13 protein-coding genes are annotated in these 15,057 nt (G+C 42.6%); 2 read left to right on the top strand and 11 right to left on the bottom strand.

Annotated features, from left to right (window positions below; genetic code table 11):
* Positions 1–250 precede the first annotated feature (250 nt).
* The 11 genes from MHB56_RS28740 to MHB56_RS28690 all read right to left on the bottom strand — a co-directional run bounded on the left by MHB56_RS28740 (position 251) and on the right by MHB56_RS28690 (position 12,410).
* Positions 251–2,110, bottom strand: a complete 1,860-nt coding sequence (locus MHB56_RS28740; protein WP_341144306.1) for an ABC transporter ATP-binding protein — start codon at positions 2,108–2,110, stop codon at positions 251–253.
* Positions 2,097–3,836 carry an ABC transporter ATP-binding protein gene (locus MHB56_RS28735; protein WP_341144305.1) on the bottom strand — a complete coding sequence of 580 codons (1,740 nt, stop codon included), beginning with the start codon at positions 3,834–3,836 and terminating at the stop codon, positions 2,097–2,099. Before MHB56_RS28735 ends, MHB56_RS28740 begins: the two co-directional genes overlap by 14 nt.
* An 18-nt stretch (positions 3,837–3,854) precedes the next feature.
* Entirely contained in the window at positions 3,855–4,340 is a 486-nt protein-coding gene (locus tag MHB56_RS28730) for a nitroreductase family protein (RefSeq protein WP_076184571.1), read from the bottom strand.
* On the bottom strand, positions 4,327–4,719 hold the full coding sequence (locus tag MHB56_RS28725; RefSeq protein WP_076217567.1) for a hypothetical protein: 393 nt from the start codon (positions 4,717–4,719) through the stop codon (positions 4,327–4,329). Before MHB56_RS28725 ends, MHB56_RS28730 begins: the two co-directional genes overlap by 14 nt.
* A 200-nt stretch (positions 4,720–4,919) precedes the next feature.
* Positions 4,920–6,524 (bottom strand): response regulator, encoded by a 1,605-nt coding sequence (locus MHB56_RS28720; protein WP_341144304.1) that lies wholly within the window; start codon positions 6,522–6,524, stop codon positions 4,920–4,922.
* Positions 6,514–8,280, bottom strand: coding sequence for a cache domain-containing sensor histidine kinase (locus MHB56_RS28715; protein ID WP_341144303.1), 1,767 nt, complete (start codon positions 8,278–8,280; stop codon positions 6,514–6,516). The genes MHB56_RS28720 and MHB56_RS28715 overlap by 11 nt, the downstream gene beginning before the upstream one ends.
* A gap of 104 nt (positions 8,281–8,384) precedes the next feature.
* Positions 8,385–9,224, bottom strand: coding sequence for a carbohydrate ABC transporter permease (locus MHB56_RS28710; protein WP_341144302.1), 840 nt, complete (start codon positions 9,222–9,224; stop codon positions 8,385–8,387).
* Positions 9,224–10,123, bottom strand: a complete 900-nt coding sequence (locus MHB56_RS28705; RefSeq protein WP_341144301.1) for a carbohydrate ABC transporter permease — start codon at positions 10,121–10,123, stop codon at positions 9,224–9,226. Before MHB56_RS28705 ends, MHB56_RS28710 begins: the two co-directional genes overlap by 1 nt.
* 57 nt (positions 10,124–10,180) lie before the next feature.
* Positions 10,181–11,536 carry an ABC transporter substrate-binding protein gene (locus MHB56_RS28700; protein ID WP_341144300.1) on the bottom strand — a complete coding sequence of 452 codons (1,356 nt, stop codon included), beginning with the start codon at positions 11,534–11,536 and terminating at the stop codon, positions 10,181–10,183.
* 225 nt (positions 11,537–11,761) lie between these two features.
* Positions 11,762–12,091 (bottom strand): hypothetical protein, encoded by a 330-nt coding sequence (locus MHB56_RS28695; protein ID WP_341144299.1) that lies wholly within the window; start codon positions 12,089–12,091, stop codon positions 11,762–11,764.
* 79 nt (positions 12,092–12,170) lie between these two features.
* Complete coding sequence (locus MHB56_RS28690; protein ID WP_445254896.1) at positions 12,171–12,410, bottom strand: hypothetical protein; 240 nt, start codon at positions 12,408–12,410, stop codon at positions 12,171–12,173.
* A gap of 155 nt (positions 12,411–12,565) precedes the next feature.
* On the opposite strand from MHB56_RS28690, the gene MHB56_RS28685 reads away from it, so the two are divergent.
* Both MHB56_RS28685 and shc read left to right on the top strand, forming a co-directional pair.
* Positions 12,566–13,012, top strand: coding sequence for an OsmC family protein (locus tag MHB56_RS28685; protein ID WP_076125698.1), 447 nt, complete (start codon positions 12,566–12,568; stop codon positions 13,010–13,012).
* A gap of 121 nt (positions 13,013–13,133) precedes the next feature.
* Positions 13,134–15,026, top strand: a complete 1,893-nt coding sequence (shc, locus tag MHB56_RS28680; protein WP_341144298.1) for a squalene--hopene cyclase — start codon at positions 13,134–13,136, stop codon at positions 15,024–15,026.
* Positions 15,027–15,057: the final 31 nt, after the last annotated feature.

Genomic DNA, 15,057 nt, shown 5'->3' with positions numbered 1-15,057 from the left:
TAGATTACACATCTTTTTAAGGACTTCGGTCCCAGATGACGTTATTTGGTAGTTTTCAGCTCTTGAAGCAGGGCTTCGGACCTCAAGGATGTTATTCCTTAGAAAGTGACTTATATTTGGTGTTTTTCACGCCAATAGCTGCAGTGGGGTCCTTTAACATTCTGAAAATCAGAAAATCTCGCCTTTAAGGTCAGAGGAGTCCGATAAAAGCATCTACTTACAAATGTTATCGGTTCAAGTAAAGATTCTTTTAAATCGCTCGTTTGAACTGGGTATTGTACAACTCGTAATAAACGCCTTGCAGCGCAAGAAGCTCTTTATGACTGCCTTGCTCGGCAATTCCGCCACCCTGAATAACGAGTATACGATCAGCATCCTGGATGGTACTAAGCCTATGGGCGATCACAAAGCTTGTTCGTCCCTTCATTAGCTTTTCCATCGCCTGTTGAATATGCATTTCCGTACGCGTATCCACACTGCTGGTTGCCTCATCTAGGATCAAAATAGCTGGATCAGCTAGAATGGCGCGGGCAATCGTTAAAAGCTGACGCTGGCCGTGGCTCAAATTACTGCCTTCCGCATGGAGAATAGTCTCATATCCATGCGGCAGTCTATTGATAAAGGCATCTGCATTGGCCAATCTTGCCGCTTCCTCTACCTCTTGGTCAGTCGCATCAAGACGGCCAAAGCGAATATTTTCCCGAATCGTTCCCGAGAATACATGCGCGTCTTGCAATACCATTCCCAATTGACTACGAAGTGCATTTTTATCCAGCTCTCCAATATCGCGGCCATCAATGAATATGGAGCCGCCGCTCAAATCATAGAATCTGATCAGCAAGTTGACAATGGTCGTTTTTCCAGCACCCGTTGGGCCGACAAGCGCAATTTTCTCTCCGGGTTTTGCTTCAAACGTAACCCCACTCAGAATTGGTGAATCCGGCTTGTAAGCAAATGAAACGTCTTTGAAAACAACGTTCCCTTTTAACCTTGGCAGATCGTCACTTTGTCCATCACCGTCACCATATTCGGATGGCATATCCATAACTTCAAACACACGCTCCGCACCAGCAATTGCCGACTGAATTAGATTGTACTGGTTAGCAAGATCGGAGATCGGTCGTCCGAACTGTTTGGAATACGTAAGGAAGCTAACGATTACGCCAACCGTAGCCATGTTATGAAAAGCCATCCAGCCACCCACCCCGGCAATGATCGCAAATCCAAGGTTATTAATCATGTTCATGACCGGTCCCACTAATCCGGAAACAATTTGTGCTTTAATGCCGACTTTATTCAACTCTCCGCTGATTTTGCGGAACCGTTTCACTTCTGTCTCTTCCCTGCTGTATTGTTTGACTACTTTTTGTCCGCTGATGGTTTCTTCGATAAATCCACCCAACTCACCTAGATGGCGTTGCAGATTTTTAAAATAAGTTCGACTTAAACCTATGATTTTACGGCTGGACAATAACACAAGAGGGATCGTTATCAGTGAAACTACGGTCAACGGAACGTTCATCATTAACATGATCACTAGTGAACCGCTTAGGGTGATCAAACTGTTTAATAACTGGGTCACACTCTGATTAAGTGTACTGGATACGCTCTCTATGTCGTTGGTTGCCCGGCTCATTAGTTCTCCGTTAGCTTGCGTGTCAAAAAACTTAATCGGTAGCTGTTGATATTTGCTGAACAGATCACGACGCAGCTCAAACACGGTATTCTGTGAGACGGATGTCATAACATAGGCTTGCACCCAAGCAACCACACTGCTTAGCCCATAAATACCTATTAGGAGTAGACAAAAACGAATAAGACCCTGATAATCGTGAGGAATTACCGCAGTATCAATCGCTTTACCGATTAGATAAGGCCCAATCAACGAAAGAATTGCATTTAACACAGTAAATACATACACAATGATTAACCCGAACCGCTGGCGGTTCAAATACATCCAGATGCGTTTGAATGTTCCCGCTTGATTCTTAGCACGTACGATTGGCACAGCTCCGCCCCGTCCGGGGCCAGATCCAGGCCCAGATCCAGGTCCGAATCCGCCTGATCGATTAAAAGGAGTGGTGTTCATGCCATTATTAAGCTTTGACATAAGGCACCTCCTCTCCCTTCATCTGTGATCTCCAGATATCTCTGTATATTTCACTGCTGTTCATAAGCCCATCATGTGTACCTTGTACAGCAATTCGGCCATTTTCTAATACCAGAATACGATCAGCATCAATTACAGAGGTGACACGCTGAGCTATCAAAATATTCGTGCTGCTGCGCAGCCGTGTTTTTAACATCTGCCGGATTCGTGACTCTGTCGCTGCATCGAGCGCGCTAGTGCTGTCATCCATAATGAGGATTGTTGGCTGAATTAAAAGTGCCCGTGCAATCGAAAGCCGCTGCTTTTGCCCACCGGACAGGTTAATGCCACGCTGGCCGAGCTCTGTATCGTAACCCTGTGGAAGTTCTAAAATGAAACTGTGAGCTTCAGCGGCTATTGCTGCTTCTTCCACTTCCTCATCTGTGGCATCCGGTCTGCCGTATCGGATATTATCGCGGATAGTACCGCTGAACAGAATAGCCTGCTGCATAACATATCCGATTCTGCTGCGCAAATCTTCCAGAGCAATCATACGAGTGTCGGAGCCATCAATTGTAATGGATCCAGAGGACACTTCGTAAAACCGGGGAATGAGGCTGACCAATGATGATTTACCAGTACCGGTGGCACCAAGAATGGCCACTGTTTCTCCTGGCTCCGCAGTGAAATTAATATCGTCTAACACTAGATTTTCATCCGAAGGATCATAAGCAAAAGATACATTGTCAAATACAATCCGACCGTTGTGTATGGCATCTTTTTTAGCGTTGGCAACTTCTGTAATCTCACTAATGGTGGAAAACACTTCATTCTCCCGATCGGCAGAAACCTTGGCTCGTGAGAAGAAGGTCAACATATTGCTTAACATCAGCATTGACATCAACAATTGGGTTATATAGTTAATAAAAGCGATCAGCTGACCAACTGGCAGCCCACCGTTCCAGCTTTGCACTCCCCCAAACCATAGTACAGCAACAATACTGGCATTTAGTACAAGCATCATTAGCGGCATATTTAATGACATTAACCGTACCGCTTTTATCGCAATTTCTGTATAATCCTTGTTAGCTGTATTAAAGCGTTTCTGTTCATGGTTAGCGCGGACGAATGCTTTGACTACACGAATGCCTGATAAATTTTCCTGCAACACTGTGTTCACACCGTCTAATTTGACCTGCATTTTCTGAAACAAAGGAAAAGAAAGTCGGATTAACCCATACAAAATTAAACTCAAGAGTGGCACGGCAACGGCTAGGATGAGGGTCAGCATAGGACTAATCCGAATCGCCATCACCAAGCTTCCGACTAATAGCAAGGGAGATCGAATACTCCGCAAAATCATTTGCACAAAGGTTTGCAGCTGTACCACATCATTTGTTAATCGTGTAATCAGTGAGCCCGTCTTCAATTGATCCAGGTTCTTGTTAGAAAATTTCTGAATATGTTCAAACAAGCTAATCCGCAAATCATTACCGAAGTTTTGAGAAGCAATACTCGAAAAAATAGTGCAGCCCACCCCACCAATTAGACCGATAAACGCTACACCAAGCATGATCAGTCCGGTCGAGAAAATATGAGACAAATCTTTTGTCATGACACCCTTATCCACAATGCTCGCCATGAGTGTGGGCTGCAGTAAATCCATAGTCACTTCGACCAGCATCAGCAATGGTGCCAACACACACCACACCCAATATGGCCTCAAATAATGCTTAAGCTTCCACATTCCGCCACCTTCAATTGTTTAAGATAAATAAGTGATTTTAGAACTAATCGGTGTTCTAGGTTTCGCATTCGGCACTTCCTCCGGATACCCCATTCCAAATATCCCAATAACATCGTAATTTTCTTGAACACTAAGAATCTCACGATTATGAGGCAAAGCCCCCAGCGAAGCCCAATACGTACCTACACCTGCTTCATGTGCAGCTAATAAGAAATTTTGTACGAAACAAGCAGCAGCCATAACATTCTCATCGCGTTCAAACGCAGTTGCGGCAGGCTTAGACAGAACTGCAAAAACAACGGGTGCGTTGCCAAAATCCGTTTTATGCTTTAATTTCGCTCTAGTATTGGGTCCGATGAAAAGAAGCTCCCAAGGTTCGGTCATACGATGATTAGGAGCGTAACTTGCAGCCTCCAGCCATGAATGTAACTCCTCTTCACGAATTGGAGTCTGTTTGAATTGTTTTGTACTTCTACGGGTTTTAATGAGCTCAGTTATTTTCATCTTTTTCTTTACTCTCCTCTTTATTAACATTTGATGTTGTATCTTCTGGAGCGATCTCATGAATCTGAAAGATTTGTTTAAACTCTTCAATGATCGCTTCCGTTGCTTTTAATTCACCGCTAACCACTTGTTTAATCGATTCAAGCTCAGGCTGATTTAACTGCCGCTGTAATGTAGCCCGGTTAACCATAAGCTTATCTAAAAAAGCGATGGCTCTGCCACGGCGAAAAGTTTGAGCACTTTTAGGATGTGGATCCATTGATTCCGTCATCCCATGTTTCATAAAGCCACGATCTCTGTGTTCGCCACGTCCCTCACGATCTCTATGCTCTCCATGCTCCCTATGACCGCCACGTTTGCCGACATGTCCTTCACGCATTTTATTTCCTCCTTTTGCGGTGTATACATTTGTATACGCGCTCTTCATGTATACAAATGTATACGATATAAACCATTTCTGTCAAGATCATTTTTCCATTTTGTAACATCATTATTGCTTACTTTATATCTTAAAAAACAATAAAAACCCGCATAAAGTGCGGGCTTAAAGAGAAAAATTATCAAATTCAACGGAGTGATTTATAGGGAAAAGCTATTTTTCTTATACTCCTGAACGGATACTCCCATTACTTTTTTAAAACAGTTACTGAAGTAAAATGGATCTTTAATGCCGACCTTTTCAGCAATTTGATAAGCTTTCCAATCCGTTTCATTCAGAAGCTTCACCGCTTTTTCCATTCTGCACTTGAGAAGATAATCCGTAAAGCTAATCCCTGTGTCCTGCTTAAAGATCCGGCTAAAATAACTGGAATTCATGTGGAATTTATTCGATACATAGGATAAAGACATCTCCGGAATGTGCATCTCCTGTTGAATAAAATCTTTAACTTCATGGATAATATTATTAGTTTTTTTGCTTCGTGCCTGGATTACTTGAGAGGTTACCTTCTCTGTGAGTTCTAGCAATGTCTGTTGCATGTCTGGCAGGCTATCGAGCTCAAAAATCCTTGTATATGGCGAAATATCGAAAGAAAGATTATTATCTAGTATAACTCCCATTTCAGCGAGTGAATTGATTAATGTGGAGACAAATTGGGCGGAAACCAGCCTAGCTCGTTCCACAGAAAAAGCCTCGGACTTCTCCAAATCCTGAAACATTTTCTCAATGGATTGCACAGCCTTGTCTAAGACACCAGCTTTTACAAAAAACAAAATTTCCTCAATTTCATTCGTCTTAACTTCCCAGGATCGGCCCCCGAAATGAATTTCATCATTAAAAAAATAGATGGCGTTACTGCCCTTTAACTTACCATATCTAACTGCCTCCAGCGCCTCTTTATAGGATTCTTTGATCCTATTGAAATCCGTACAGGTACTACCTACGCCAATGCAAGCTTTACATCCAAGCTTTTCATGGAGCGATTGGGCCAGCCACTCTCCAATCTTCGTAAGATTCTGATTATCTTTTCTATTAAGAAGGACAATCCGTTGACTGTTATCATAAAAAACTTCGATTCCCTCATACTCTTCAAGCGCGTAATCAATAAACCTCTTACAACGCAAAGACTGCAGGATACGTTGTTCCTCCCCTTCTTCTATGGGAATTTGAAGTTCAATAAGCATGATTGAAAACAAGCTGTTCACTGATTCAGGAAAAAAGTAATGGAATCGGCTATCCAGCTGATCGGGGTCCCAGAGGCCTGATAACAAATCATTTAGAAATTTTTCTTTTAGTTGAACGGCGTGTTCTTTTAACTGTCGATTCAGCTCCTGATATTCGTTCCACCGCTCTGTCTCTTCCCGGATTTTCCCATGAAGATCTACCGCAACTCTTCGTACCTCCTCGGCTTGGAGCGGCTTCAAGATAAAATTTTGTACTCCAATGTCCAGGCTTCTTTTTGCATATTCGAATTCGGGATGTGCAGTGATGATCACAATTTTGACTAGCGGATACCTTTCTTTTATCAACCGGCTTAATTCCAGTCCATCCATAAAAGGCATACTGATATCTGTAAATACTACATCCGGTTTCATGGTTTCGATCAGATCTAACGCTTCGCTTCCATTCGAGGCCTCACCTACGAATCTGTAACCAACTGCTTGCCAATCTATAATGATGGGAACAATTTTTCTCGCATTAATTTCATCATCCACAATAATGGCTCTGAGCAGTTCAAGCTCCATGACTATTCCCCTCCTCAAGCGGTAGTTCCAATTCAATCCGAGTTCCTTCTCCCGGTGCACTGACCAAACTACAATTCATGTCCGCCCCATAGTACAGCTTCAAACGCATCAAAGTACCGCGCAACCCAAAACTGGACTCATTTTGCCCATAGGGCTCAGCTTGCATTTCCCGACGTTTGTCTTCATTCATCCCCACACCATCATCTTCCACGACTAGCTTCAGTCGATTCCCCTGAATACGGGCAAGGATGCGAATCTTACCACACTCCCCTAAAGGGCGAATACCATGATAAAGCGCATTTTCTACAAGCGGCTGAAGCGTCAATTTGGGTATCCGAACATACTCAGCTTCTTCCGACACCTCAATTTCACTGATGAAAATTTCTGGATAGCGAATATTTTGTATACTCAAATAACTTTTAGTGATCTCTACTTCTTCTCTTAACGTTACTACATCACTGCCCTTACTAAGACTCTGACGATAGAAGGCTGCAAGCTCAGAAATAATCTGGTACGCCTCATTATTATTTCCTGACAAAGTTAAATAGCCAGCTGATTCTAACGTGTTATATAAAAAATGTGGTTTAATTTGCTGCTGCAAAATATCCAATTCGAGTTTCCGAATCAATTTCTGTTCTTCTTTCTCCCGCTTCAGCGCTTGCTCAATGGTCATAATCATATTGTTATACCTATCTTTCAACTGGTTCAGCTCATCCGTTCTCGCCTCGTACCGAACCAAACTGAAATCTCCAATCTCCACTTTTTTCATGGATCGCAGCATATGTAAAATAGGTGTAGTAATGAATCTAGAAATCCAGACGGAACCTAAAAATATAGAAATGAAATTAAACAACATAATCATTAACAGCATCAGATTAAATTGACGATAGGGGCTTTCCCATTCCCCCAAAGGCTGAGCGCTAGTAAACCTCCAACCACGATCCATTGAAACCAGAGAAGAGATCAGATAATTATGATCTTTGATCTTTACGATTTTGCTACTACCGAGCGGCACATCAAGCATAGAAGAGTTTGTATAGTTCGATAATTCAGGCCGTGTAAAATCAAGGAGTGTCTCATATCCAGTTTCGATCATTAAATCAGGTTTATTATCGTTGATCGAACGTTCATAGCTTTTTTTCAGCTCCTGAACCGTAATGTTCACGACTAATACTCCTATTTTCTTGGAAGTGTTCATGTCGTTTACGATGCGAATCAGAGAAATATATTGTGGATCCTGCTGGGGTTCCTTCGTCTCAAAATTGAAGATACCTCCGGCATTTTTCCTCCAAATTGATTTTCCGTCTAAGGTGACCGCCTCGGAGTACCATTCCGCTGACTCGATCCCATCTGTTCTGATCGGTTTTGCAGACTGCAAATCAATCGCAAACTTACGTCCTGCATTATCGAATAGATAGACAGAAGAGATAGAGGGCTCTGCGAGCATAAAATCTGACAGAGCCACCTCTAGCTTGTAAGTTAAAATTCCGATGTCGTTACCCGCCAGATCACTGCCCAAAATTTCCTGAACCGCATTGTTCGACACGATCATCTTGGAATAATTATTCGTGCTGTCAAGAAGTGATTCGATTCCGGAATTCATGGCGTTCAAGGTTTGAAGCGATACCTCACCTACCTTTTCCTCGGTGAATTTCTCATTGATTCGTTGGTACATAATACCGCTTGCAATCATGGAAACCACTAATAAGGCCAAGTAGTAAAAAACGATTTGTGATCGGATACGTGCAAACCTCATCGGTAACCTCCTGGCCGACAATTAAGCGAATACGGACTTTTATTTATAGCTTCTTCAATACGACACTAGTATAGCATTTTTCGAAGGATTCCTATCCCATTGCTTTAACCCTTAACTGCCCCGGCAATAATGCTTTTTTGGACTTGGTTACTTAGGAACAAGTAGATAATGATCATGGGTAGTGTAGCCACAACCATTCCTGCGAACATAGGTCCAAATTCTGTGGCATAGGCACTTTTAAACGAATTGATGGCGACGGTAATTGTTGCTAAGTCAGGATCATTAATGAATGTATTGGCAAACATCAGTTCGTTCCAAGCGGATAAAAAAGTAAAGATGGAAGTGGTTACGATAGCCGGCTTTACAAGCGGAAGCATAATACGGAAAAAAACCTGATAAATATTGCAGCCGTCTACAACGCTGGCTTCTTCCAACTCCCCTGGCAGCGCTCTAAAGAAACCAATCATGATATAGATTGTAGTAGGAAGTGCACTAACGGTATAAGGAATGATTAAGGCCCAAGGCGTATTCAGCAAGCTTGTCATTTTTAACATCTGAAAGACAGGTAGCAGCGTAGCATGAACGGGGATCATCAATCCCAGCATGAAGAAAGTAAGCACCACATTATTAAGCTTCCACTTCATTCTTGCGACAGCAAAAGAAACCATTGCCGATAACAGAGCAGAAATAATGACAGTTACCGTTGTATACATAAGGCTGTTCAAAAAGTTACGTGCGATATTCGCCTTAAAAAGTGCGTAGTCGTAGTTCGCCCACCGCCACTCATTAGGCAAGCCCATCACATTTGAGCCTGTAATTTCTATGTTTGTTTTAAAGGAGGAAAATACAAGCCACACGAGCGGATACAGTTGAATAACTGCGAAGATTAGAAACGCAATCTGCAAAACAACCTTTGGCCAGCGGCGGTTATGTGTTGTTGTCATTAGCTCTCCTCCTTATCATCGTAGGTTCTGATCAGTTTTTGTAAAACTAAGTAGAAAAAGAGACATTCCACAACCATAAACACGGCCATCGCGCTGCCGTACCCATACATATTGCGATTAAAAATCGACGAATACATCAATGTACTTGGAACACTAGTTTCCGGTGTAGGGTAGCCATTGGTCATAATGAAGACTAAATCGAAAAACTTCAATGATCCCAAAACAGCAAATATGACGCATACCTTCAGGATCGGTGAAATAAGTGGAATAGTGATAGAGAAGGCGGTTCTTATACTTGATGCTCCGTCAATTTTCGCAGCCTCGTACAAATCTTCAGGAATCCCTTTGATGGCAGCGTACATTAGAAGCATATGGTAGCCGATATATTGCCAAACGATTGGAATCATAACACTTATTAGTGCAGTTCCGCTTTCCGTTAACCAATCATGTGTCCAGGAGGACAAGCCTAGTTGATTGAGTATCGTATTCAGCATGCCATATTCAGGCTGATAGATTTTCAGAAACATAACCCCGATGACAGAGGAGGATACCAAGACTGGAATGAAATACAAAGTACGATACAGCTTTTCACCCCACACCCCTCTGGCAAGAACCAGAGCGAGCACCAGAGCTATCGGAAGTTGCATGAAAACAGAAAGAACTGCCAGATACAACGTATTAAGTATCGAATGATTAAAATCCATGCCGTACGTATCTGCAAAAAATAAATCCTTATAAGAAGCTAAACCAATAAATTTAGCCGGTTGTATCCCATCCCAGTCCAGCAGACTGTAATACATAGACTGAAGGATCGGGAAAAAACCAACAAGAATGTATAAAATCAAAGCAGGAACAACAAATACGGCGATAGCCTTTTTGTTTCCGAATACTTGATGCATGCTTCACTCCACCTTAAATCGATCAGGCGGCGAACAATTCTCGCCGCCTGACGCAGATTATTGTCCTTGATTAACCTTGCTCTGTAGTTCTTTCGTGTAGTCTTCAGGTGTTGTTTTTCCGGCGACGAATTTCATCAGCGAACCGAACATAGATTCAGTGTCATTACCATTCAGCATTTGATCCCACCAGTAGGAGAAACCAGTTGCTGATGAGGACAATTCACCAATTTGCAGAGCCAGTGGATTCATTTGAGAAGTGTCACCTACATCAACTTTCCATGCTGAGGAGCCTGAACCAGCCAGAAATACTTCTTTAGACATGGTCTCAATAAAGAACTTGTATACTTCCCATATTCTTTCCTTGTTTTTCAGATCGGCATTGAGCACGAATGTTTCACCCGAACCTCCGAACCACTCGTCAGCATTTCCTTTCCCCCCTGGAATGGTTGGAAATTTAATCGGTACCACTTTACCTTTGACCAGAGAGTTATCATCTTCAATCTGTCCGTTGACCCAAGCGCCCATGAACATCATAGCTGCTTTGCCTGATAGGAACATATTTGTCGCGTCATCATAAGAAGTTCCAACAAAATGTTTGCCGAAGGAGTCCGCATCAATCAATTGTTTGTATTTCGCAGCAGCTTCTGTGAATTCAGCTGTGTCGAATGATCCTGTTTTCGTTAAAGCGGCATTTACAGCATCCACGCCTGCCATCCGGATGGCTAGAATCGCGTTCCATTGCATTGCTGGCCATCTGTCTTTAGCCCCAAGTGCAATCGGCTGAATGCCTTTTGCTTTTAGTGCTTCAATCGCAGCAACAAGCTCATCCCATGTTTCCGGAATTTTCGCTCCTGCTTGCTCAAATAGTTCTTTATTGACGTACATTTGAGCAGTAGCTATATTGATCGGCAGACCGTAAAGCTTGCTATCGAAGATGAAATTGTCTGTCGTACCTGGTACAATTTGGTCCAGCGTTCCATCTTTTGCGAGATCATCAATGGACAAAATCCGGTTCCCCGCTATAAATGGCTCAGAGAATCCGCCACCCCAGGTGTAAAAAATGTCGGGCAGCTCATTGGCGGCTGAAGCCGCTTTCACTTTTGTTTTATAAGATTCGCCCCCAACACCCACATGCTCGATTTCTATATTAGGGAATTTAGCCTTGGTTGCCTCAAGTGCTTTATAAAAACCAACAAACCCGCCGTCTTTAGAATTTGGATCCGCGAATTGGGACCACATGGTAATCTTGAGCTTCTCTTCCGCAGCAGGTGTTTTTCCCGTATTGCCTGCGTTTGCATTAGCCTCAGAATTCACTTTATTCCCGTTGTTCCCACCACAAGCAGTGATAAGCATGGACATAGCCATCAACACTGTTAGAGTTAGGTTAATCCTTTTTTTGTTGACCTTTTTCATTCTTTTTCGCCCCCCATTTTTATATTGCTTACAGGACTAATTATATAAATCAATTTATCGAGTGAACATGAAAGCGTTTTACTTAATGATGTATTCTCTTTACATTAGACATTTTTCTTTATTAGCTACACATAAAGAAGACCTCTGATTTCTTCAGAAGTCTTTTTTTCATTCATATCAAAACTTAGGGAATGAACACCTCTATATAGCTGAGTGGCTTAGGTACTATCTTCTCTCTTCTCTCTTATCAGAAGTTATCTCATGAATCTGAAACATATGTATGAACTCATCGATGATCGCTTCCGTAGCTCTTAGTTCACCACTAATGACTTGTTTTGCCGATTCAATCTTTGACTCGTTTAGCTGCTGCTGCAACGCCGAACGATTAATCATTAGCTTGTCCAAAAATGCGATAGCCCTAGCACGACGAAAGGTCTGAGCGCTTTTGTGAGGATGCTCCGAACCCTCCTTGACTCCATTTATATTCATTTCTTCATGCTCTCCGTATTCTCGATGCTCGTTATAACCGTGCTTATCTATGTGCCCTTCGCGCATAATTATTCCCTCCTCTAATTCCACTTACAAAACCATAGCCCATTAATAAGACCGGGCAAGATGGAAGCCGTCTGACTCCTTATCCAAGTAATGTGTATACCATCTTCACCTTTATATTCACAAACGGCTTTAGATCTCCCTGAGATGAGTTATTAATTATAGCATTGGATAGATCCATAGTTACAGGATAGGGTGCAAGAAGAAACGGTTTGAATTGTACTTTCCATCTACGCTTTATCCGATCGTCTCTTAATTCTATTTCTCCCCCTGGAATTGCAACCATAGGATAGTCCAAATAGCCCTCAATTTCGGTCGACACTCTAGCTGCCTCCTAACTATAATTTTAATCATGTATTGACGGGTATACAGAATAGAACTATAATCTATACAATTCCTAGAAACATACTATGAATTACAAAAAAATAAGAAACATTAAATCATCCTTAGTTTGTCCACAAGAAGGAGTGTAAACACATGCCAAATGTTCAAACTTTCAAAGCAACTGCTCATTTGCAAGACGGCGTAAAGGTCGTTACTAATGCAAGACAATTCGAGCTGGTCATCGATGAACCGACAAGTCTAGGGGGCACGGATACAGGAATGAATCCTGTTGAAGCTTTGCTCGCTTCTTTGGGTGCCTGCCAATCCATTGTAGCTCGGGTCTACGCCTCTAAATTTGAGGTGGAGCTTGAAGATTTCAGAGTAGATGTGGAAGGTGACTTGGATCTCGACGGATTCTTCAACCGCTCTGAAGTACGTCCTGGCTATTCCGATATTCGGTATACATTCTACATAAAGACTCCATCCCCTGCTGAGAAGGTCGAACAGTTCGTACAATTTCTGGAGAGCAAATGCCCTGTAGGTGACACCATTGCTGCTCCGGTTAATCTCAAGCTAAATCGTATTGTGATTGAAAATTAACCTTTTAATAATGCTAAAAGAGCTGCAAAGTTGCGTAAAAGCGACTAAGCAGCTCTTTTTCATGTCCTGTTCTCCGACTTCATATAATGTTAAAAATAATGCCTTCGGAGGAACCCAAAACATGACGGATATACTAAGTAAAGTAGATGAAGAAATCGAACGTTTGTCAACGTTCTTGCTACAACAGCAGAAGGATGACGGCTCATGGCATTTTTGTTTTGAGAACGGGATTGTGATCGATGCTTATATGATCATTCTCTTTAGGGTGTTGAACCTGCAGAATGAAACGCTCATTCGGCAGCTACATGATCGCATTCTTGATGCACAACAGCGAGAGGGTTGCTGGCAGTTATATAAGGACGAAGAAGCTGGGAACTTATCCACATCAGTCGAAGCTTATTATGCCCTGCTCTATTCTGGATACAGTAAGATAACAGACGAGCCAATACTGCGGGCTAAGCGTTATATACTGTCTAAAGGTGGTTTAGGCAAAGTCACAAGTATCTTAACTAGAGTCATACTCGCCGCAACGGGTCAAAGCAAGTGGCCTTTAGCAATTTCTTCGATTCCACTGGAGGTGCTTTTGTTTCCCTCTTACTTCCCTATTAACTATTTCGAATTCTCTGGCTACTCTAGGGTACACCTCACTCCTATGCTCATTATGGCCGATCGGCGATTTTCGATCACTACAGCCAATGCTCCTGATCTGTCAGATCTTATAGAGACACGATTGGATACAGATGAATCGCCTACCCGTGGATATCAGGAAATGCAGGATGTTATTCAAATGGGTTTGAGCAGATTACTCGGGAGTCCACACTACATACATGAAGCTGCCAAAAACAAAGCGGAACAATATATGCTCCAGCGAATCGAATCCGACGGTACCTTTTACAGCTATGCCAGCAGTACGATTCTTATGGTTTTTGCCCTGCTTGCTCTCAATTATGATCGGCAGCATCCAATAATTACACAGGCCATTCAAGGTCTCACCGCACTGCAATGCCAATCAAATCGTAATACTACAATTCAAAACTCTCCATCTACAATATGGGATACAGCGTTAATCTCCTATGCTTTACAAGAGGCTCAAATTCCGGTTGATCACAAAGGAATAAAACACGCTGCAACTTATCTTCTGGATAAACAGCATCATAAACCTGCTGATTGGAGCATCCATAATCCGGATATAGTTCCCGGTGGATGGGGATTCTCTGAGTCTAATACAATCAATCCGGACGTAGATGATACAACGGCAGCCTTGCGAGCCATCCGAAGCTTATCAACCATTCACCCTTCATATCTGGAATCATGGAATCGCGGACTGAATTGGGTCCTATCGATGCAAAATAACGACGGCGGCTGGCCGGCATTCGAAAAAAACACCAATAAAGAAATGCTCACATGGCTCGCTATCGATGGTGCTAAATCTGCAGCCATTGATCCTTCGGAAGCAGATCTTACCGGACGAACTTTGGAGTTTCTCGGAAACTTCGCTGGTTTAAATACACAACACGAGTTCATTAAAAGGGGTACAAAATGGCTGATTCAACATCAGGAGAAGGATGGTTCGTGGTACGGAAGATGGGGTGTTTGTTATATTTATGGCACTTGGGCATCATTAACAGGCCTGCAGGCTGTTGGGCTCCCTATAAATCATGATACATTGCAAAAAGGAGTGAAGTGGCTTCTAAGCATTCAGAACTCGGACGGCGGTTGGGGGGAGTCTTGTCACAGCGACCGGCTACTACAATATGTTCCTTTAGGAGAAAGCACACCTTCACAAACCGCCTGGGCACTTGATGCGATTATCGCCGTTCAGCCAGAGCCAACAGCTGCGGTGGAAAAAGGAATTCAAAGACTAATCACGTCTATTCATGAAGAGGATTGGAAAACTTCTTATCCCACTGGCGCTGGTCTCCCCGGTAATTTCTATTCCAATTATCATAGTTATCAGTATATCTGGCCACTACTCACACTGAGTCATTACAGAAAAAAATACGGTCAAGGATAATACTCGGTAATACTCGGTAATACTCGGTAAT

Origin of the sequence: Paenibacillus sp. FSL H8-0315, from assembly GCF_038005365.1 — a bacterium.
Lineage (GTDB): Bacteria > Bacillota > Bacilli > Paenibacillales > Paenibacillaceae > Paenibacillus_AQ > Paenibacillus_AQ odorifer.
Note: the sequence above shows the minus strand (reverse complement) of the source record. Positions and strands in the feature narration are given on the sequence as shown.

Coding starts and splice junctions, on each gene's coding strand:
- MHB56_RS28700 (WP_341144300.1), bottom strand. CDS start 11,536: ATGAAAAAGGTCAACAAAAAAAGGATTAACCTAACTCTAACAGTGTTG.
- shc (WP_341144298.1), top strand. CDS start 13,134: ATGACGGATATACTAAGTAAAGTAGATGAAGAAATCGAACGTTTGTCA.
- MHB56_RS28710 (WP_341144302.1), bottom strand. CDS start 9,224: ATGACAACAACACATAACCGCCGCTGGCCAAAGGTTGTTTTGCAGATT.
- MHB56_RS28725 (WP_076217567.1), bottom strand. CDS start 4,719: ATGCGTGAAGGACATGTCGGCAAACGTGGCGGTCATAGGGAGCATGGA.
- MHB56_RS28685 (WP_076125698.1), top strand. CDS start 12,566: ATGCCAAATGTTCAAACTTTCAAAGCAACTGCTCATTTGCAAGACGGC.
- MHB56_RS28720 (WP_341144304.1), bottom strand. CDS start 6,524: ATGGAGCTTGAACTGCTCAGAGCCATTATTGTGGATGATGAAATTAAT.
- MHB56_RS28715 (WP_341144303.1), bottom strand. CDS start 8,280: ATGAGGTTTGCACGTATCCGATCACAAATCGTTTTTTACTACTTGGCC.
- MHB56_RS28735 (WP_341144305.1), bottom strand. CDS start 3,836: ATGTGGAAGCTTAAGCATTATTTGAGGCCATATTGGGTGTGGTGTGTG.
- MHB56_RS28740 (WP_341144306.1), bottom strand. CDS start 2,110: ATGTCAAAGCTTAATAATGGCATGAACACCACTCCTTTTAATCGATCA.
- MHB56_RS28695 (WP_341144299.1), bottom strand. CDS start 12,091: ATGCGCGAAGGGCACATAGATAAGCACGGTTATAACGAGCATCGAGAA.
- MHB56_RS28705 (WP_341144301.1), bottom strand. CDS start 10,123: ATGCATCAAGTATTCGGAAACAAAAAGGCTATCGCCGTATTTGTTGTT.
- MHB56_RS28730 (WP_076184571.1), bottom strand. CDS start 4,340: ATGAAAATAACTGAGCTCATTAAAACCCGTAGAAGTACAAAACAATTC.